General features: G+C 66.6%; 13 protein-coding genes and 1 other RNA gene. 7 read left to right on the top strand and 7 right to left on the bottom strand.

The genetic code is table 11. The features are described 5' to 3' along the window. Nucleotides 1-124: 124 nt before the first annotated feature. Genes FHT08_RS01940 through FHT08_RS01930 form a run of 3 tightly spaced genes read right to left on the bottom strand, consistent with a single transcriptional unit; the run spans nt 125 to nt 3,253 of the window. On the bottom strand, nt 125-1,174 hold the full coding sequence (locus FHT08_RS01940; RefSeq protein ID WP_166774142.1) for an ABC transporter substrate-binding protein: 1,050 nt from the start codon (nt 1,172-1,174) through the stop codon (nt 125-127). Continuing rightward, nucleotides 1,174-2,559, bottom strand: coding sequence for a sensor histidine kinase (locus FHT08_RS01935; RefSeq protein WP_053051680.1), 1,386 nt, complete (start codon nt 2,557-2,559; stop codon nt 1,174-1,176). The genes FHT08_RS01940 and FHT08_RS01935 overlap by 1 nt, the downstream gene beginning before the upstream one ends. Beyond that, the gene (locus FHT08_RS01930; protein ID WP_104605147.1) at nt 2,552-3,253 is read right to left on the bottom strand and encodes a response regulator; all 702 of its coding nucleotides are present in this window, start codon (nt 3,251-3,253) and stop codon (nt 2,552-2,554) included. Before FHT08_RS01930 ends, FHT08_RS01935 begins: the two co-directional genes overlap by 8 nt. 247 nt (nt 3,254-3,500) lie before the next feature. Between FHT08_RS01930 and FHT08_RS01925 the strand changes: the two genes are divergently transcribed. The 4 genes from FHT08_RS01925 to FHT08_RS01910 all read left to right on the top strand — a co-directional run bounded on the left by FHT08_RS01925 (nt 3,501) and on the right by FHT08_RS01910 (nt 8,458). Then, the gene (locus FHT08_RS01925; protein ID WP_104605149.1) at nt 3,501-4,694 is read left to right on the top strand and encodes an OprO/OprP family phosphate-selective porin; all 1,194 of its coding nucleotides are present in this window, start codon (nt 3,501-3,503) and stop codon (nt 4,692-4,694) included. A 103-nt stretch (nt 4,695-4,797) separates the two neighbouring features. Then, a complete protein-coding gene (locus tag FHT08_RS01920; protein WP_104644517.1) occupies nt 4,798-6,126 on the top strand; it encodes a CitMHS family transporter in 1,329 nt (442 codons plus the stop codon). A 169-nt stretch (nt 6,127-6,295) separates the two neighbouring features. Next, nucleotides 6,296-7,036, top strand: a complete 741-nt coding sequence (phbB, locus tag FHT08_RS01915) for an acetoacetyl-CoA reductase (protein WP_166774141.1) — start codon at nt 6,296-6,298, stop codon at nt 7,034-7,036. A gap of 390 nt (nt 7,037-7,426) precedes the next feature. Then, nucleotides 7,427-8,458 (top strand): LacI family DNA-binding transcriptional regulator, encoded by a 1,032-nt coding sequence (locus FHT08_RS01910; protein WP_166774140.1) that lies wholly within the window; start codon nt 7,427-7,429, stop codon nt 8,456-8,458. Between the two features lie 144 nt (nt 8,459-8,602). Here the strand turns inward: FHT08_RS01910 and FHT08_RS01905 are convergent, their stop codons facing one another. Next, nucleotides 8,603-9,922: an MFS transporter gene (locus FHT08_RS01905; protein WP_166774139.1), complete on the bottom strand. Its 1,320-nt coding sequence runs from the start codon at nt 9,920-9,922 to the stop codon at nt 8,603-8,605. A 267-nt stretch (nt 9,923-10,189) separates the two neighbouring features. On the opposite strand from FHT08_RS01905, the gene FHT08_RS01900 reads away from it, so the two are divergent. From FHT08_RS01900 to FHT08_RS01890, 3 genes are all read left to right on the top strand, one after another. Continuing rightward, nucleotides 10,190-12,646 (top strand): TonB-dependent receptor, encoded by a 2,457-nt coding sequence (locus tag FHT08_RS01900; protein WP_166774138.1) that lies wholly within the window; start codon nt 10,190-10,192, stop codon nt 12,644-12,646. A 34-nt stretch (nt 12,647-12,680) separates the two neighbouring features. Next, nucleotides 12,681-14,600: an amylosucrase gene (locus FHT08_RS01895; protein ID WP_166774137.1), complete on the top strand. Its 1,920-nt coding sequence runs from the start codon at nt 12,681-12,683 to the stop codon at nt 14,598-14,600. A gap of 313 nt (nt 14,601-14,913) precedes the next feature. Further along, nucleotides 14,914-14,991: non-coding RNA, sX9 sRNA (locus tag FHT08_RS01890), on the top strand. 67 nt (nt 14,992-15,058) lie between these two features. Here FHT08_RS01890 and FHT08_RS01885 read toward each other — a convergent pair. The 3 genes from FHT08_RS01885 to rsgA all read right to left on the bottom strand — a co-directional run bounded on the left by FHT08_RS01885 (nt 15,059) and on the right by rsgA (nt 18,328). Next, the gene (locus FHT08_RS01885; protein WP_166774136.1) at nt 15,059-15,739 is read right to left on the bottom strand and encodes a type 1 glutamine amidotransferase domain-containing protein; all 681 of its coding nucleotides are present in this window, start codon (nt 15,737-15,739) and stop codon (nt 15,059-15,061) included. A 235-nt stretch (nt 15,740-15,974) separates the two neighbouring features. Next, a complete protein-coding gene (locus FHT08_RS01880; protein ID WP_102251298.1) occupies nt 15,975-17,237 on the bottom strand; it encodes a flavohemoglobin expression-modulating QEGLA motif protein in 1,263 nt (420 codons plus the stop codon). Further along, nucleotides 17,237-18,328, bottom strand: coding sequence for a ribosome small subunit-dependent GTPase A (gene rsgA, locus FHT08_RS01875; protein WP_024938955.1), 1,092 nt, complete (start codon nt 18,326-18,328; stop codon nt 17,237-17,239). The genes FHT08_RS01880 and rsgA overlap by 1 nt, the downstream gene beginning before the upstream one ends. Nucleotides 18,329-18,333 lie beyond the last annotated feature (5 nt).

Raw genomic sequence — 18,333 nt, 5'->3', positions numbered from 1 at the left:
TCGGGTCTGTCGGGCAGCCAGCACGTGCGTGGAAAATCGCCGCGCCCAACGCCTCGTACACGCAAGGCCTGCAGCCCACGCCGCGCCGATGCGTAGCCGTTCGCGCAGGCCGTCAGCGCTCGCCCTAGCGCGGTGGCTGCGTGCTGGCCCGCCAGGCGTCCAGAAACTGCCGGCGCTTGAGTCTGTCCAGGTACACCAGCAGGCCGGGGCCAAGCGGGATCGGGCGAAATGGCGGTTGCGCCGAGCCGCCGCGGCCTCCGGCGGCCGGCAGGATCGGCATCAGCCGCGCCTCGCGCGAGAGCACCTGCTGACCGCGTGGCGAGAGCAGGTAATCCAGGAACCTGCGCGCCTCCGGCGCATGCGGTGCGGTCTTGGGGATTACTGCAGTGCGCAAGGCCACCAGCGTGTAGTCCTGCGGCTGCACGATGCCCAGCGGCGCGCCGGCATCGATACGTGTCTGCGCATAGGAACCGAGCACGTTGTAGGCCAGCAGCAGCTCGCCACGGCTGACGCGGTCGAGCAAGGTGCCGGTGCGTTCTTCCAGCCCGACCTGGTTGGCCCCCAACGCGGCCAGCAACGCACCGGCGATGCTGCCGACCTGCCCGTCCTGGGTGGCGAACAGATAGCCCACGCCGCTGCGCGCGACATCGTAGGTGCCGACCCGGCCGCGCAGCGGCGCGTCGGGCGCGCGCAGCAGAGCCAGCAGTTGCCGGCGCGTGCGCGGCACCCGCGCGGCCGCCAGCTTGCGCGTGTTGTAGACGATCGCCACCGGCTCGTAGCTGATGCCGAACACTTCGTGCCGCCACTGCGCCCACGCCGGCAGCGCTTCGGTCTGCGCGGAGCGATGCGCGAGCGCGTGGCCGTCGTTCACCAGCTTGGTCTGCAGGTCCATGCTGGCGCTGATCAGCATGTCGGCGGCAGCCGTGGCCTTGCCCGGATGCAGATAGCGCTCGTAGATGTCCCAGGCGATCACGTCCTCGTAGATCACCTCGGTGCCCGGATGCAGGCGCTGGTAGTCCTGGATGACCGCGCCGAACACTTCCAGGTCGGTGGAGCCTTGCACACGCAACTGCGCCTGTTTCGGGCCATGCGCGGGAAACACCCGCACATCGCCGGGCGCGGCACGCGCAACAACCGGCGCCAGCAACGCCACCATCAGCAACAGCACGCGCATCACCGCGCTCCTCCAGGAAAATGCAACGAGGCGATCAGCCCGCCGCCGACGCGGTTGCTCAGATCGATGCGCCCGCCGTGCGCTTCGACCACCCGCTTGACGATGGCCAGCCCCAGCCCCGCGCCGCCGGCCGGTGCATCCGGCCCGCGGACGAAACGTTCGAACACACGCTCGGCTTCGGCAGCGGGAATGCCGGGGCCGTGATCGGCGATGGTCAGCACGTGATGGCTGCCGTCGCTGGTGAGCGCCACCTGCAATGGCGCCCCGGCACCGTATTTGCAGGCGTTGTCGATCAGGTTCTTCAGCGCCTCGCGCAGCAGCAATGCATCGCCGCGCAACAGTGCCGGTTGCGGGTCGATCGCCAGGTGCACGCGCGGGGCGCCGTCGCTGCGCGGCAAGGCCTCGTGCAGGGCCTGGTGCAGCACCTCGGCCAGATCCACCGTGGCAAAGCGCTGCAGGTTGGCACGGTGGATCACGCTGGCGTCGCTGAGCAATTGATTGAGCAGCCGGCTCATATGGCTGGCATTGCGCTCGATCGCCACCAGGCTGCGTTGCATCTCGCGCGGGTCGTCGTCGTCCATCGCCAGTTGCGCCTGCGCGCGCAAGGCGGCCAGCGGCGTACGCATCTGGTGCGCGGCTTCGGCCATGAAGGCGCGCAGGGTTTCGTTGCTGGACGACAGCCGCGCCATGAAGCGGTTGAGCGCGGTCACCATCAACTGCATCTCCTGTGGCGCCGGCACGCTCAGCGGTTTCAGGTCGGAGGGCTCGCGCCGCGACAGGTCGCGCTCGATACGCTGCAACGGGCGCAGTGCGCGATACACGCCCAGCCACACCAGGCCCAGGGCGAGCAGCGACAGCACGCCGATCGCCACCAGCGCGTTGAGCACCACATCGCGTGCCACCGCATCGCGCGCGCGCCGGGTCTGACCGACCTGCACGCGCACCTCGCCCTGCCCGGAGGCTGATGCCACCCGATGCATCACCACCGCAAAGCGCACCGGCTCGCCGCTGTAGTCGGCATCGAACAGCACCGGGCGCTCGTCGCCGGGCGCGCGCGCCGGCAACGGCAAGCTCTCTTCGCCGGTGATGGTGCGGCCTTGCGCATCGAACACGCGGTAGAACACGCGGTCTTCCGGTGCCATGCCGAGCAGGTCCAGCGAGGCATACGGCAGATCCACCTGCCAGTCGCCGCCGACCAGCGCCACGCTGTCGACGATGGACAGGGCCGAGGACACCAGCAGGTGGTCGTAGGAGCGGTTGGCGGCCCGCTCGCCGTAGTCGCGTGCGGCAAAGAACAGCACCACTGCGCCCAGCACCGACAGGCTGCCCAGGTACAGCAGCAAGGTGCGCCGGATCGACGGTGCCACCATCCGCGGCTCAGCCATCGACGCCCGGCTCCACCGGCGCATGCGGATCGGCTTCTTCGAGCTTGTAGCCAGCCCCACGCACGGTGACGATGCGCAACGGCGCGCCCGCCAGCTTGCGACGCAGGCGGCCGACATACAGCTCGATCGCATTCGGCCCGGCATCGTCGTCGAAACCGAACAAGCCATTGCCGATCTCGTCCTTGCCCACCACATGGCCCAGACGTCCGATCAGGATCTCGAACAGGCGGTATTCGCGATTGGGCAACTCGATCGGCACGCCGTCCAGCACCAGCGTATGCGCGGCGTTGTCGAACACGAACCCGCAGATCTGCACCACCTCGCTGGCCTGCCCGCGGTTGCGCCGCAGCAACACCCGGCAACGCGCCTCGAACTCGCGGAAATCGAACGGCTTGCCAAGGTAGTCGTCGGCGCCGACATCCAGTGCCTGCACGCGGTCTTCGATGCCGTCGCGCGCGGTCAGCATCAGCACCGGCGTGGTATCGCCACGCTCGCGCATCCCGGCCAGCACGCGCAACCCATCCAGCTTGGGCAGGCCGATATCCAGCACCACCAGGTCGAAGCTCTGATAGCGCAGCACACTCGCCGCCGCCAGGCCATCGGACTGCCAATCCACCGCATGCCCGCTACGGCGCATGCGCCGCACGATGGCATCGGCGAGGTCGGCGTTGTCTTCGACTAGCAGCAGGCGCATGAGGCGGGGAATCGAGAATCGAGAATGGGGAATGGGGAATCGGAACAGCAGTTGGCCGCGGCCGGAAGGTAACAGGCAACGCGGACAAAAGCTCTTGGGCTTTTGCGATTCCCCATTCCCGATTCCCGATTCGCCCGCCCTGACAGGTCCATGACAGCTTCACCGGACTAGGCTGCTGCCAACGCGCCGCAGCGTGCTTGTGCGGTGCATCGCTGAACGTGATTCACACATGTACCTGGGAGGGTCTGTGAGCAACGACACCTTGCGTCTGCGCGTCTTCACCACCTGCGCTGCGCTGTGCCTGGCACCGGCGGCGCATGCGGCCGAGGGCGACGGCCCGGTCACCGCCGAGGTGGGTGGGCGCGTGCACTGGGACTTCACCGTGTTCGACAACGACGAACGCGGCACGCCCGAGCGCAACGACACCCAGTTCCGCCGCGTGTGGCTGGATGTGGCGGGCAAGTTCTACGGCTTCACCTACAAGGCCGAGGCCGAATTTGCCGGTCTGCAATACGAATCCGGCAGCCGCGGCATCCTGGCGCGCGATGTGTACATCGCCAAGAAGTTCTCCGCCGGTACGCTGACCGTGGGCCAGTTCAAGCAGTACTTCTCGCTGGACGATCGCACCGGCTCCAACTACGGCCCGTTCCTGGAACGCGGCTATGCCTCCACCACGCTGGCGCCGATCTATCGCAAGGCGATCTCCTGGCAGGCCAATCGCCCCGATGCGACCTGGTCCACCGCGGCCTACAGCCTGGAAAGCATCGACAATTCCTCGACCAAGGGCGGCGCGCTCGGCACGCGGCTGACCTTCGCGCCGGAGATGGGCCAGGCGCGGCTGCGCCACCTGGGCGTGTCGCTGGCGCACGAGCGTTATTCGCATCCGGGCAGCGGCGGCGCGGCGTCCCTGCTGATCCGGCCACGCCCGGAAAACGATCTGGCCAACAACAGCCGCATCACCCTGGCGCGCTTTGCCGATGGCCGCGATACCGATTTCGACAAATGGTCGCTGGAATACGCCGAAGTGCTGGGCCCATGGTCGTGGCAGAGCGAATTCAGCGGCGGCCTGCTCGACGACGGTTCCCAGCATGCCAAGGTGTTGGCCGGCTACGGCCTGGTCAGCTGGTTCGTCACCGGCGAGTCGCGCGGCTACGACCGCAAGACCGGGCGTTTCAGCAGGATCAAGACGCCCAACCGTCCCTCCGGCGCGTTCGAGCTGGCCCTGCGCTACGACTACATGCGCGGCGATCAGCATCTGGATGGCCAACCCGATTTCATCGATGCCAGCACGCAGTCGTGGACGCTGGGCGGCAACTGGTACTTCAAGCCGAACCTGCGCGTGATGCTCAACGTGATCGACAGCCGCAACCGCGACCGCATGGTCGATGCGGTGGTCGATCACACGCTGGCGGTGACCGGCCGGTTCCAGTACGACTTCTGACCGGTTTGCCTGACCTTCGCATGACGCGTTACCGCTGCTGCAGTGCACCCGCCGCCGCGCGCTCCACTCTCCCCCTGCTGTACGCCTCAAAGGATTTGCCCGCATGCTGACCGCGCTCGGTTTCGGAATGGTGATCACCTTCATGTACCTGATCATGAGCAAGCGGCTGTCGCCGCTGGTGGCTCTGATCACGGTGCCGATCGTGTTCGCGTTGCTGGGCGGCTTCGGCACCGGCATCAACGAGATGATGCTCGACGGCATCAAGAAGATCGCGCCCACCGGTGTGATGCTGATGTTCGCCATCCTCTACTTCGGGGTGATGATCGATGCCGGCCTGTTCGATCCGCTGGTCGGCCGCATCCTGCGCCTGGTCAAGGGCGATCCGCTGAAGATCGTCATGGGCACGGCGATCCTGGCGATGCTGATCTCGCTCGACGGCGATGGCTCCACCACCTACATGATCACCGTGTCGGCGATGCTGCCGCTGTATCAGCGCCTGGGCATGAACGCGCTCAACCTCACCTGCGTGACCATCCTGGCCAGCGGCGTGATGAACCTGACCCCGTGGGGCGGCCCCACTGCACGCGCCGCCACCGCCCTTCACGTGGATCCGGCCGACGTGTTCGTGCCGCTGGTGCCGGCGATGGCGATGGCGATCGCCGGCATCCTCGTGCTGGCCTGGTATCTGGGCATGCGCGAACGGCGCCGCCTGGGCGTGGTGCGCCTGCCCGCCGACGGCAACTGGCTGGACACCAGCATCCCTGAGGAAAGCGATGCGCTGCCACGCGTGGAAGACACCGAAGACATGAAGCGGCCCAAGCTGCTGTGGGTGAACCTGCTGCTGACCCTGGCGCTGATGGCCGCACTGGTGGTCGGCGTGCTGCCGATGCCGGTGCTGTTCATGATCGGCTTTGCGCTGGCGCTGATGATCAACTATCCCAACCTGGCCGAGCAGCGCCGTCGCCTGGTCAATCACGCCGGCAACGTGCTGTCGGTGGTGTCGCTGATCTTCGCCGCCGGCATCTTCACCGGCATCCTGTCCAATACCGGCATGGTCGAAGCGATGTCGCGCAGCTTTCTGGCGGTGATCCCGGACAGCTGGGGCCCGTATCTGGCGGTGATCACTGCGATCGTCAGCATGCCGTTTACGTTTTTCATGTCCAACGACGCGTTCTACTTCGGCGTGCTGCCCATCCTGTCCGAAGCCGCCGGCCACTACGGCATCACCCCGGTGGAAATGGCGCGCGCCTCGCTGGCCGGGCAACCGGTGCATCTGCTCAGCCCGCTGGTGCCATCGACCTATCTGCTGGTCGGCCTGGCCAAGGTCGACTTCGCCGACCATCAACGCTTCACGCTGAAGTGGGCGGTGCTGATTTCCCTGTTGATGTTGGCGGGCGGGTTGTTGTTTGGCCTGTTTCCGTTGGCGCGCTAGCCGCGCGCCGGGAATGGGGAATCGGGAGTGGGGAATCGTAAGGGCGGCGCTGTGCTGTCATGTCGATTCCTGAGTTCCACATGGCAAACAGAAGCCGCAAAAGCGGCTCCTGCTCTACCGATTCCCCACTCCCGATTCCCCATTCCCAAACTCCGAAGGAGTTCAAGCAATGACACTTCGCATCGCATACGTCACCAGTGGCATGGGCAGCGTGGGTACCGCGATCTGCCAGAGACTGGCGCGCAGCGGGCATACCGTGGTCGCCGGTTGCGGGCCAAATTCGCCGCGCAAGACCTCCTGGCTGCGCGAGCAGCGCGAGCAGGGCTTCGAGTTCGTCGCCTCCGAAGGCAATGCCGCCGATTGGGATTCCACCGTGGCCGCCTTTGCCAAGGTCAAGGCCGAGGTCGGCGAGATCGATGTGCTGGTCAACAATGCCGGCGGCAGCCGCGATACCTTGTTCCGGCAGATGAGCCGCGACGACTGGAACGTGGTGATCGCCAGCAACCTGCATTCCCTGTTCAACATCACCAAGCAGGTGGTCGACGGCATGACGGCGCGCGGTTGGGGGCGCATCGTCAACATCGGCTCGGTCAGTGCGCACAAGGGCCAGATCGGTCAGATCAATTTCGCCACCGCCAAGGCGGCGATGCATGGCTTCAGCCGCGCCCTGGCGCAGGAAGTCGCCTCGCGCGGGGTCACCGTCAACACCATCTCCCCGGGCTACATCGCCAGCGCCTCGATCAGCAGTTTTCCGCCCGACGTGCTCGACCGCCTGGCCACCTCGGTGCCGATTCGTCGGCTCGGCAAACCGGCCGAAGTCGCCGGGCTGTGCGCCTGGCTCGCCTCCGACGAGGCCGCCTATGTGACCGGCGCCGACTATGCGGTCAACGGCGGTCTGTACATGGGCTGAGAGCCGCTGACAGCATGTGGCACGCGGGCGTCATATCGGTGCGGACGGCACGCCGGTGTTTTGCTGCGCGAACGATACTTGCCGGCTCCGCACTGCGAGCGCGCCAGCCTGGCGGTGAGCGCAGTCCTCGATAGCCGCGGTGAAGCTTCACCGCTCTGATGCCTCACTGCTCTGATGCTTGACTGCTCTGAAGCCCCACTGCCGTGCAGCCTCACCGCGCTAAAGCGCCACGCTAGTCGTGGCCGCTGTCATGCACGCCACGCGCACCCGGCACTTGCATGCATGTGCGCGACTGCGTCTGACCGGCGCGCACAAGCGGCCGCCACTGCGTCGATCAACCCGCCTCCAGCGTGAACTGATTACACTCGGGTTTTTCCGCACTGCGTTGACATGGCCAAACCTCCAGAACGCGCCACGCCGGGTGCCCGCCCGCAGATGGCCGACATCGCCCGCATGGCGGGCGTGTCCGAATCCACCGTGTCGCGCGCCCTGGCCGGCAGTCCGGTGGTGGCCGAGCGGACGCGTGCCTACATCAAGCAGATTGCCGCCGATGCCGGCTACCAGGTCGATCCGATCGCGCGCAGCCTGCGCGCCAAACGCTCCAACACCGTGAGCGTGGCGGTGCCGATGATGCATGCGCTGGACCAGCCGCTGTCGGATCCTTTCATGATGACGATGCTGGCGCTGCTGGCCGAAGAACTGACCGGGCGTGGCTACAGCATGCTGCTGTCCAAGCTCGACCGGCATCAGGACGGATGGGTGGAACAACTTGCGCGCGGCAGCCGCTCCGATGGCGTGATCGTGCTGGGGCAAAGTTCCGAACATGTCGCGCTGGACGAGGCCGCGCGCGATGGTCTGCCGATGGCGGTCTGGGGCAGCCGCATCGACGGGCAGTCGTACATCAGCGTGGGCAGCGACAATTTCCAGGGCGGCGCGCTGGCCACCGAACATCTGATCGCCAGCGGCCGTCGCCGCATCGCCTTCCTCGGCGACGACCAGTTGCCCGAGGTCGCACCGCGCTTTGCCGGCTATCGCCATGCGCTGCAGCGGCACGGGCTGGAGTTCGATACGCGCCTGCATGCGCGCAGCCACTTTCTCAGCGAGGACGCCTACCGCCTGACCCGCGCCATGCTCAAGAAGACCGATCCGCCGGACGGGCTGTTCGCCGCCTCCGATGTGATCGCGGTCGGTGCGATCCGCGCCCTGGTCGAGGCCGGGCATCGCGTGCCGCAGGACATCTCGCTGGTGGGCTTCGACGATATTCCGATGGCCGCCTACAGCCAACCGCCGTTGACCACGGTGCGGCAGGACCTGGGGCTGGCGGCGCGCCTGCTGGTGGATCGGCTGCTGGCGTTGATCGGCGGCGAAGCGGTGGAGTCGGTGGAGATGCCGGTGAAGCTGGTGGTGCGTGAGTCGGCGTGAGGCCGGGATTGGGGAATCGGGAATCGGGAATCGGGAATCGTAAGAGCGTACGCGATGGCGTGCGTTGCGCAACTGCGCACTGGCGCCGGCGTGGTCGCGGTCGGTTGCTTCGGTACGCAGCGACACAGATGTAACGCGTCGCGACTACACCACTGCTGTCTTGGGCTTGCGGACGCGTACGCATAGCATCGCCACTGCGGCGGCCAGCATCAGTGCGCCGGCCAGGCGGATCACGTTACGCGGGTCGCCGTGCAACAGCCACTCGTAGTACAGCGGCAAGGTGACGATCTGGATCAGCATCGGCAACACGATGAACAGATTGAACAGGCCCATGTACACGCCGGTGCGCTCGGGCGGAATGCTGTCGGCCAGCATCAGATACGGGTTGCCCATCATGCTGGCCCAGGCCAGTCCGATGCCGATCATCGGCAGCAGCATCAGCCAGCGGTCCTGGATGCCCGGCAACACCCACATGCCGATCCCGGCCGCGACCAGGCAGGCCGCATGCGTGTACTTGGGGCCGATGCGGCGCACCACCGGCACCATCGCAAACGCGGCCATAAACGCGACGAAATTGTAGAACCCGCCGATCTGCCCATTGACCAGGCCGGCCTGGCGGAAGCCATGCGAGTCGGCTTCGGTGGTGCCGAACAAGCTGGTCGATAGCGACAGCACGATGTACTGCCAGTAGCAGAAGATCGCGTACCACTGGAACAGCATGACCGGCGCGAGCTGGCGCATGGTCGGCGGCATCGCGCGCAGGGCGCCGTGGATTTCGCGCACTGTGGCGCCCAGGCCGGCACCGGTCTGGCGCATCCGCGCGATCTCTGCCGGGGCAAGCGCCGGCTCGCGCACGCTGCGCGCGGTGAGCAGGATCGAGGCCGCAGAAAACCCCGCACCGATCACGAAGGCGGCGATGGTGACGTAGGGAATGTGGTGCGCATTGGCGGCGTCCTGGTTCATGCCCATCCACACCAGCAACGGCGGGGTGAGATAGGCCAGCGTCTGCGCCAGCCCAGTGAACGCGCTCTGGGTGAGATAGCCCAGCGGCCGCTGCGGTGGCGCCAGCACATCGCTGACCAGCGCACGGTATGGCTCCATCGCCACGTTGTTGGCCGCATCCAGGATCCACAGCAGACACACCGCCATCCATAGCGCAGTGCTGAACGGCATCGCCAGCAGGCACAGGCTGCACACCAGCGCGCCCAGCACCATGTAGGGCATGCGCCGGCCCCAACGGGTCACCGAGCGGTCGCTCCACGCGCCGACGAACGGCTGCAGCACCAGCCCGGTGATCGGCCCGGCCAGCCACAGGTACGGCAGGCTCGCGTGATCGGCGCCCAGATAGTTGTAGATCGGGCTCATGTTGCTCTGCTGCAGGCCGAAACTGTATTGCACGCCGAAGAAGCCGGCATTGAGCGCCAGGATGCGCGCGAAGGAGAACGGAGTGGCGGTCGACGACATGCAGAACCCTGGGCATCGGTGCGGCTCCCAGTGGCCGCAGCGCACTGTACCCTGCCGTCTTTGCAATCGATTGTAACGCTGCGCCGCAACACGTTTTCGCTTACCGAAACAAAGGCTCGCAAGCCTAGGAATGATGCTGCAGCGCAAGATTGCAATCGATTGTATTGGGGCGTATTACTGCGCTCGCACTGCAGGCCACACGGCCACTCCCTGGGAGGGGACGATGCAGGCGTCGGCACACCACCATCCGTGAGAGAGAGAACCGCAATGTCCACCTTGCACACCCTGCGCCTGCATGCCCTGGCCTGCGCGGTCGCTTCCTGCCTGTGCGCGCCTGCCGCGCTGGCGCAGGACGCGACCACGGCCGCACCCGTCACCCCGCCGGCCGCCGACAGCGCCGCAGTCAATCTGGATTCGGTGTTCGTCACCGGTACTTCCACTGCCACCACCAAGTTGAAGTCCAGCGTGTCGGTCAGCACCGTGGGTGCCGAGGCGATCGAACAATCGGCGCCGCGCAGCACCGCCGAGATCTTCCGCAACATCCCCGGCATCCGCTCCGAATCCAGCGGTGGCGAAGGCAATGCCAACATCGCCGTGCGCGGCCTGCCGGTCGCCTCCGGCGGCGCCAAGTTCCTGCAGCTGCAGGAGGACGGCCTGCCGGTGATGGAATTCGGCGATATCGCTTTCGGCAACTCGGACATCTTCCTGCGCTCGGATTTCACCCTGGACCGCATCGAAGCCATCCGCGGCGGCTCGGCATCGACGTTCACCAGCAACGCGCCCGGCGGCATCATCAACTTCATCAGCAAGACCGGCGACACCGCAGGCGGCAGCGTCGGCGTGAGCCGCGGCCTGGATTACGACAACACCCGCGTGGACTTCGACTACGGTGCGCCGTTCGCGGAAAACTGGCAATTCAACATCGGCGGCTTCTTCCGCCAGGGCGATGGCGTGCGCGATGCCGGTTACACCACCGACAAGGGCGGCCAGCTCAAGGCCAACCTGACCCGGCTGTTCGAGAACGGCTACGTGCGCGTCTACGGCAAATACCTCAACGATCGCGCCGCCGGTTATCTGCCGGTGCCGACCTCCGTGCGTGGCCGCGACGGCTCGCCGGACCTGGGCGGCTTTGCCGGCTTCGATCCGGGCAACGACACCTTGTACAGCCGCAATTTCCGCAGCGATGTCGGCCTGGACGGCAACAACCAGCCGCGCCGCACCGACCTGGGCGACGGCATGCACCCGATCTCGCGCACCATCGGCGCCGAGGCCTGGTTCGACCTGGGCAGCGGCTGGAACCTGAGCGAAAAGTTCCGCATCGCCGACAACAGCGGCCGCTTCGTCAGCCCGTTCCCGGCCGAGGTCACCGATGCCGCCACGCTGGCCGCGTCCATCGGCGGCGCCGGCGCGCAACTGGTGCAGGCCAGCGGCCCGGACGCCGGACAGGCCTACACCGGCAACGCGATCCGCACGCATCTGTTCAACGTGGCGATCAACGACCTGGGCAACGTCACTAACGATCTCAGCGTCTCGCGCGAGTTCGGCGGCGACGGCCGCACGCTCAACCTGCGCATGGGCTATTACAGCTCGCGCCAGACCATCGACATGGACTGGACCTGGAACTCCTACGTGCAGAGCCTGGGCCGCGATTCGCGCCTGCTCAACGTGGTCGATGCTGGCGGCGTGTCGCGCTCGCAAAATGGCTTGTATGCGTACGGCACCCCGTTCTGGGGCGATTGCTGCATCACCCGCAGCTACGACGTGCGCTACGACGTCAACGCGCCGTACGTCGCACTGACCTTCGACAGCGGCAAGTTCAGCATCGACGGCAGCCTGCGTTACGACATGGGCGATGCACGCGGCAGCTATGCCGGCACCGCGATCGCGCAGAACCTGGACGTCAACGGCGATGGCGTGATCCAGCCGGTGGAACAACGCGTGGCCACGGTCGATACCGCCAACGCACGGCCGGTGGATTACGACTGGAACTACCTGTCGTATTCGCTGGGCAGCAACTACCTGATCAACGACGACCTGGGCGCGTTCGCGCGCATCAGCCGCGGCGCACGCGCCAATGCCGACCGCCTGCTGTTCGGCGTGGTCCGCGACGACGGCTCGGTCTCCTCCGATGAAGGCGTCAACGTGGTCCGCCAGGCCGAAGCCGGCCTGAAGTGGCGCCGCGACGGCCTGAGCCTGTTCGCCACCGCGTTCTCGGCGCGCACCGAGGAACAGAACTTCGAAGTCACCAGCCAGCGTTTCTTCAACCGCAGCTACGAGGCGCACGGCGTGGAGCTGGAAGCCAGCTACCGCTACGAGGGCTTCACCGTCAACGGCGGCCTGACCTGGACCGATGCGGAGATTTCCAAGGACCAGATCACTCCGGAAAACACCGGCAACGTGCCGCGTCGCCAGGCCGATGTGGTGTGGCAGTTGACACCCAGCTATCGCGGCGACGGCTACCAGTTCGGCGTCAACCTGATCGGCACCACCGATGCCTACACCCAGGACTCCAACCAGTTGAAGATGCCGGGCTATACGCAGGTGAACCTGTTCGGCGACTACCGCGTGACCGACGCACTCACTGTCGCGCTCAACGTCAACAACCTGTTCAACACCTTCGGCCTGACCGAGGCCGAAGAAGCCAGCATCCCGGCCAACGGCATCATCCGCGCACGCTCGATCGCCGGCCGCACCACCAGCATCAGCCTGCGTTACGACTTCTAAGGACCCCTCGCCGGGTTCGTCCCGGCGCTTGCCAATGAGCACCTCCCCCACCGATTTCACTGCATTGCGCGCGGCGTTTGCCGCGCCCCTGGATGCGCAGCGTGCCAGCGTGCTGATGTCGCGCTTCGACCGGCATGCGTCGCGCCTGCTCGACGCGCTACAAGCGCTGTATGGGCAACGCCCGGACTATGCGTCGTGGCTGACGCAGTGGTTGAGCGCGCTTGGCAGCAGCGCGCAACAGCGGCCACAGCCACTGCAACAGCTCGACACAACGCGTCAGCCCGGCTGGTTCGGCGAGCAGCACATGCTGGGCTACAGCGCCTACGTGGACCGCTTCGCCGGCACGCTGCAGGGCGTGGCCGAACGCGTGCCGTATCTGCAGGAACTAGGTGTGCGCTATCTGCACCTGCTGCCGTTCCTGCGCGCACGCGCCGGCGATAACGATGGTGGCTTTGCGGTCAGCGATTATGGCCAGGTGGAGCCGAGCCTGGGCAGCAACGACGATCTCGTCGCACTGACCACACGCCTGCGCGAGGCAGGCATCAGCCTGTGCGCGGATTTCGTGCTCAACCATACCGCCGACGATCACGCCTGGGCGCAGGCGGCACGGGCAGGCGATGCGCGCTATCTCGACTACTACCATCACTTCGCCGATCGCACGCAGCCCGACCAGTACGAAGCCACGCTGGGGCAGGTCTTCCCGCATACCGCACCCGGCAACTTCACCTGGGTGGACGCCACCGGCCAGTGGATGTGGACCACGTTCTATCCCTATCAGTGGGATCTGAACTGGAGCAACCCGGCGGTGTTCGGCGAGATGGCGCTGGCGATGCTGCAGCTGGCCAACCTGGGTGTGGAAGCCTTCCGCCTGGATTCCACCGCGTATCTGTGGAAGCGCACCGGCACCGACTGCATGAATCAACCCGAGGCGCATACCCTGCTGGTGGCGCTGCGCGCGGTCACCGACATCGTTGCGCCGTCGGTGGTGATGAAGGCCGAAGCCATCGTGCCGATGACGCAATTGCCGCCCTACTTCGGCAGCGGTGCAGACCAGGGCCACGAATGCCACCTGGCCTATCACAGCACGCTGATGGCGGCCGGCTGGTCGGCGCTGGCGCTGCAACGCGGCGACATCCTGCACAACGTCATCGCGCATAGCCCCCCCTTGCCGGCCAACTGCGCATGGCTGAGCTATGTGCGCTGCCACGACGACATCGGCTGGAACGTGCTGCAACACGAAGCCGCCGGCAACGCCGCGCAGCCGCCATTCGCACTGCGCGATGTCGCGCGCTTCTATGCCAACGAGGTGCCGGGCAGTTACGCGCGCGGCGAGAGCTTCCAGAGCAATGGCGACGGCGTGCACGGCACCAACGGCATGGCCGCGGCGCTGGCCGGGATCCAGGCCGCACAGGCATCGGGCGATACGGCGGCGTTGCGCATGGCGGTGGATCGGCTGGTGTTGCTCTATGCCATCGCGCTGGCGATGCCGGGCGTGCCGTTGATCTACATGGGCGACGAACTCGCCCTTCCCAACGACGGCAGCTACCGCGACGATCCGCAGCGTCGGCACGAAGGTCGCTGGTTGCATCGCCCGGCGATGGATTGGCAGCTTGCAGCACAGCGCGAAGATGCAGCCAGCCTGAGCGGCACGGTGTATCGTCGGCTACGTGGATTGATCCGGCAACGTGCCGCGCTGCCCGCACTGGCAGCCGATCAGGCGCTGGGCAGCCTTGCGCTGGGCGATGCACGCCTGTTTGCATTGACGCGTGGCGATCGCTTCTTGGCCGTGCACAACTTTGGCGACCAACCGCTGACGGTGGAGCTTGCCGCGCTCGGAGACGGCCGATGGAAGGTGGTGGCAGATGGCGGCGAGGCGGCTGTCGAATCGCTGGGCGATGACATGCGGCTGGTGCTGCCGGCGTATGCAGTGCGCTGGCTGGAGCGTATTGCTTGAACGCGATGGTGCAGGTCTGTCGCGCGCTTGCAGGGCGGACGATCTGTGGCCTGGCAGCAGCGCCCTTGCCCGCCCACCATCGCGGGACACGCCGCAAGTACGTCCGTGTAGGCTCTTACGCGGCCTCCATGCCGCGTAAGGTCCCGCGACGGTGGGCGGACAAGGGCCAGTCACCATGGCCGGCTCGTTTGGTTACGAGCACCGGCTTGCGTCCGGTTGTCGGACGCTGCCGCGCTCTGAAAGAACACGACGAATAACGCTAGAAACTACTGCGCTCACCGTCAGACAGGTGCGGCAACCGCTCGGCACAGGTATGTACCACGCGTACACTCCGGTCCCTCCGCGACGTCCGCACCTTAGCTGACGACTAGTTGCTCCGTTTTTGTTGGCCGCTCCAAATCAAACGTCGCGATGTCTTCCGGTGGCCGTCCAGGCATCACCAGACGACAACTGCAGAATCAGCGCTTCGACAACTCAAGCAGCGCCTCGGCAGCCCTCTCCGACGAAGCCGGGTTTTGGCCGGTGACCAGCAAGCCATCGGTGACCACATGCACGCCCCAGTCGGCGCCCTTCTCGTAGCGGCCGCCAAGTTCGGTCAACACGTCTTCGACCAGGAACGGCACGATCTTGGTCAGACCCACGCCCTCTTCTTCGCTATTGGTGAAGCCGGTGACGCGGCGGCCGTTGACCAACGGCTTGCCATCGCTGCCCTTGACCCGGCGCAGCGCGCCCGGTGCGTGGCACACCAGGCCGTGCGGCTTGTTGGCCGCGGCGAATGCTTCGATCAGCGCGATCGAATCCGCGTCTTCGGCCAGGTCCCACAACGGACCGTGTCCACCCGGGTAGAACACCGCATCGAAGTCATCGGCCTTGACGTCCGCCAGGCGCTGCGTGCTGGCCAATGCCTGCTGTGCGTCGGTGTCCTGCTTGAAGCGCTTGGTGGCCTCGGTCTGTGCATCGGGCTCGTCGCTCTTGGGGTCCAGCGGCGGCTGGCCACCCTTGGGCGAGACCAGGGTGATGTCTGCGCCGGCGTCCTTGAACACGTAGTACGGCGCGGCAAATTCCTCCAGCCAGAAGCCGGTCTTCTTGCCGGTATCGCCGAGTTGGTCGTGGGAAGTGAGCACCATCAGGATTTTCATCGTATCGCCTCGTGTCATGGCCCATCTCGGGCAAGGCGAACAGTGTCCGGTGCAGCCCGTTGCAGCATCGTGTAGAACGCGTCGGCACGATGCTTACCGTTCAGCGCCTTGCACTGGTAGCAATGCAATGCCAGGCATGCGTCACGTACTGCGCCTTGTCACCCGACCCGCCTGCGACTGCTTCGCCGCGCCACCGCGCTGGCGCGGCAACCTCGCGCAAATTGCTCGGCAGGCTTCAGACGTTCATCGCCGGTGGCTGCAGCTGATCCATGCGGATGCGATTGGCGAACAACGAAAACGCCAGCATGCCGGCCAGGCCGCTGACCCGGCTCACCCACGGCGGCAACCAGCGCGGGGCGACTAGCACGCCGCTGTCAAACAAGGGCGCAAAGCGCGCCACATCGCCCAGGGCCATCTTGCCAGCGAACAGGTAACGGCATAGCTGCAGCTGATCGCGTTGCAGCGCATGCCGGAAGAAGGTGTGCACCGCCACCAGCCCGCGCAGATACACCGTGTCCTTGGTGAAGGCACCGCCGCCGGAGGTCGGCACGCCGCGGAATACGCGCTGCGCAGAGGAAAAGCTTTCCGCCGCGCTCTGCCCGCCTGCGGTGAAATAGCGGAACACCTCGATGAAGTCCGCACCCGAGCGCGCCATCGCGATCGCCTCGATACGCAGGCTGATGCGCTTCATGCGTTCGATATCGATGCTGCCGGTGATCTGCTCGGCAAACGTCGCCAGGCCTTCCTGCGTCGCGGTGGTGCGTGGCGAGGAAATGCCCAGGCTGGGCAGGTGCACCTGCGCGCGCCCGTTGAGCGCGGTCAGCGAATGCACCAGCGCCTCGTGATGGAACAGCTGCGCGCGGTCGTAATCGCTGAAGGTGGCGCCGCTGCGCAGGCGGATGCGATGCGCGCCGGCCGCCGCCTTGGCCAGCAGATCCGGATCCAGCGTGACGGTGATGACGCGCCCTTCGAAGAAGGCGTCCAGATCGTTCTGCAGCTGCATGCGCAGGGCGGTCGCCGACACCGGCACCTGTTCTTCCGGCGCCAGCAGTTCGCGGTCCAGCTCCTGCGCGATCTGGATGAAGTGCCGCGCCGCCTCGCGCGTGCTCGGGCCGTTGCCCGGCATCGGGTCGTCGGGCACGCCGAACAGCTGCGCCGAGTAATCGCTGACTGCGGGAGTACCCAGCGATTCCAGCAGGCCGGCGGCCAGGCCCCAGCTATGTGTCGAGTCGATCAGGTAGGCGCCCAGCGGGTGATGCGGATCGGCCTGCTTGGCAATGGCCGCCAGCTCGCGCCGGGTATCGCCGAAATCCAGTCGCGGATACTCCACCTGCGGCAGCTCCGGCTGCCCACGTGCCACGCTCTGCAGGAACGGCTCCTGCAGCGAGCGCGGCCAGCTGGCCAGCGCGAGCAGGCGCACGCCGCGCACGGCCTTGACCAGGCGCGCATCCAGCGCCGCATGGTGGACGATGTCCGGCGGCCCCTTGCGCAACGGCATCAGCGGCGTCCGTTGCGGTCGACGCTGGCAGGCCGCCGGCCCGATCCCTTGCCCCGGTTGTTCTGCGCAAGGCGTGTGGCGAGCTTTTCGGCCGCAGCGGCCACTTCCACGCGCAGCTTCATGTAATTGGCCACCCGCTCCGGATCCAGCGTATCGGCCTCGATCGCCGCACGCACCGCACAGCCGGGCTCGGCGATATGCGCGCAATCGTTGAAGCGGCACTGCGCCGCCAACGCTTCCACATCGGAGAAGCCGCCCTCGGCCAGATCCTCTTCGCCGGTGGGCTTGAGCTCGCGCATGCCGGGCGTATCGATCAGGCAGGCACCGGACGGCAACGGAATCAAGGCGCGATGGGTGGTGGTATGCCGGCCGCGCGAATCGTTCTCGCGCACCGCATTGGTCTTCATCTTCTGCGACCCGAGCAAGGTATTGGTCAGCGTCGACTTGCCGGCACCGGACGAGCCCACCAGCACCGCGGTACGGCCATCGCCCAGCCACGGCCGCAGCGCCGCCACGCTGTCCGGATCCTTGGCGTTGACCGCGCGCAACGGGATGTTCTGCGCCTCCAGTTCCTCCAGCACCGCCAATGCATCCTCGGCGTATTCGGTCTGGTCGGCCTTGGTCAGCACCACTACCGGCTCGGCACCGCCGCCGCCGACCAGCAGCAGATAGCGTTCGATGCGGCGCGGATTGAAGTCCGCATCCAGCCCGCACACGATGAACACCGTATCGATGTTGGCCGCGATCACCTGCTGGTGGTAATGCTCGCCGGCCGCTCCGCGCTTGATCGAGGTGCGCCGCGGCAGCAAGGCCACGATGCGCTTGCCCTCCATCAGCACCCAATCGCCCACCGACGCCCGCTCATGGCTGGGAAACCGCGGCCGCTGCCACTCCGGCAACGATTCGGCCTTGAGACCGGCCTCCGGCGTATCTGCAACCACATAGCCGGTGCGGTGCTGCTCCACCACCCGCGCCGGCAACGCCTGCGGATGCGCGGCAAAGAGCGCCTGCCAGGCCGGATCCTCGGCAGGGCCAGGCCAGGGCCAGCCAATGGACTGGAGGGTGGGGTAATCGGGGGACACAATGCTCATGGGGC

This window comes from Xanthomonas sp. CFBP 8151 (assembly GCF_011761885.1).
In the GTDB taxonomy this organism is placed as follows: Bacteria; Pseudomonadota; Gammaproteobacteria; order Xanthomonadales; family Xanthomonadaceae; genus Xanthomonas; species Xanthomonas arboricola_B.
The sequence above is the reverse complement of the archived record's forward strand: the minus strand, read 5'-3'. Positions and strand labels throughout refer to the sequence as shown.

Coding starts and splice junctions, on each gene's coding strand:
- FHT08_RS01940 (WP_166774142.1), bottom strand. CDS start 1,174: ATGCGCGTGCTGTTGCTGATGGTGGCGTTGCTGGCGCCGGTTGTTGCG.
- FHT08_RS01935 (WP_053051680.1), bottom strand. CDS start 2,559: ATGGCTGAGCCGCGGATGGTGGCACCGTCGATCCGGCGCACCTTGCTG.
- FHT08_RS01930 (WP_104605147.1), bottom strand. CDS start 3,253: ATGCGCCTGCTGCTAGTCGAAGACAACGCCGACCTCGCCGATGCCATC.
- FHT08_RS01920 (WP_104644517.1), top strand. CDS start 4,798: ATGCTGACCGCGCTCGGTTTCGGAATGGTGATCACCTTCATGTACCTG.
- phbB (WP_166774141.1), top strand. CDS start 6,296: ATGACACTTCGCATCGCATACGTCACCAGTGGCATGGGCAGCGTGGGT.
- FHT08_RS01910 (WP_166774140.1), top strand. CDS start 7,427: ATGGCCAAACCTCCAGAACGCGCCACGCCGGGTGCCCGCCCGCAGATG.
- FHT08_RS01905 (WP_166774139.1), bottom strand. CDS start 9,922: ATGTCGTCGACCGCCACTCCGTTCTCCTTCGCGCGCATCCTGGCGCTC.
- FHT08_RS01900 (WP_166774138.1), top strand. CDS start 10,190: ATGTCCACCTTGCACACCCTGCGCCTGCATGCCCTGGCCTGCGCGGTC.
- FHT08_RS01895 (WP_166774137.1), top strand. CDS start 12,681: ATGAGCACCTCCCCCACCGATTTCACTGCATTGCGCGCGGCGTTTGCC.
- FHT08_RS01885 (WP_166774136.1), bottom strand. CDS start 15,739: ATGAAAATCCTGATGGTGCTCACTTCCCACGACCAACTCGGCGATACC.
- FHT08_RS01880 (WP_102251298.1), bottom strand. CDS start 17,237: ATGCCGTTGCGCAAGGGGCCGCCGGACATCGTCCACCATGCGGCGCTG.
- rsgA (WP_024938955.1), bottom strand. CDS start 18,328: ATGAGCATTGTGTCCCCCGATTACCCCACCCTCCAGTCCATTGGCTGG.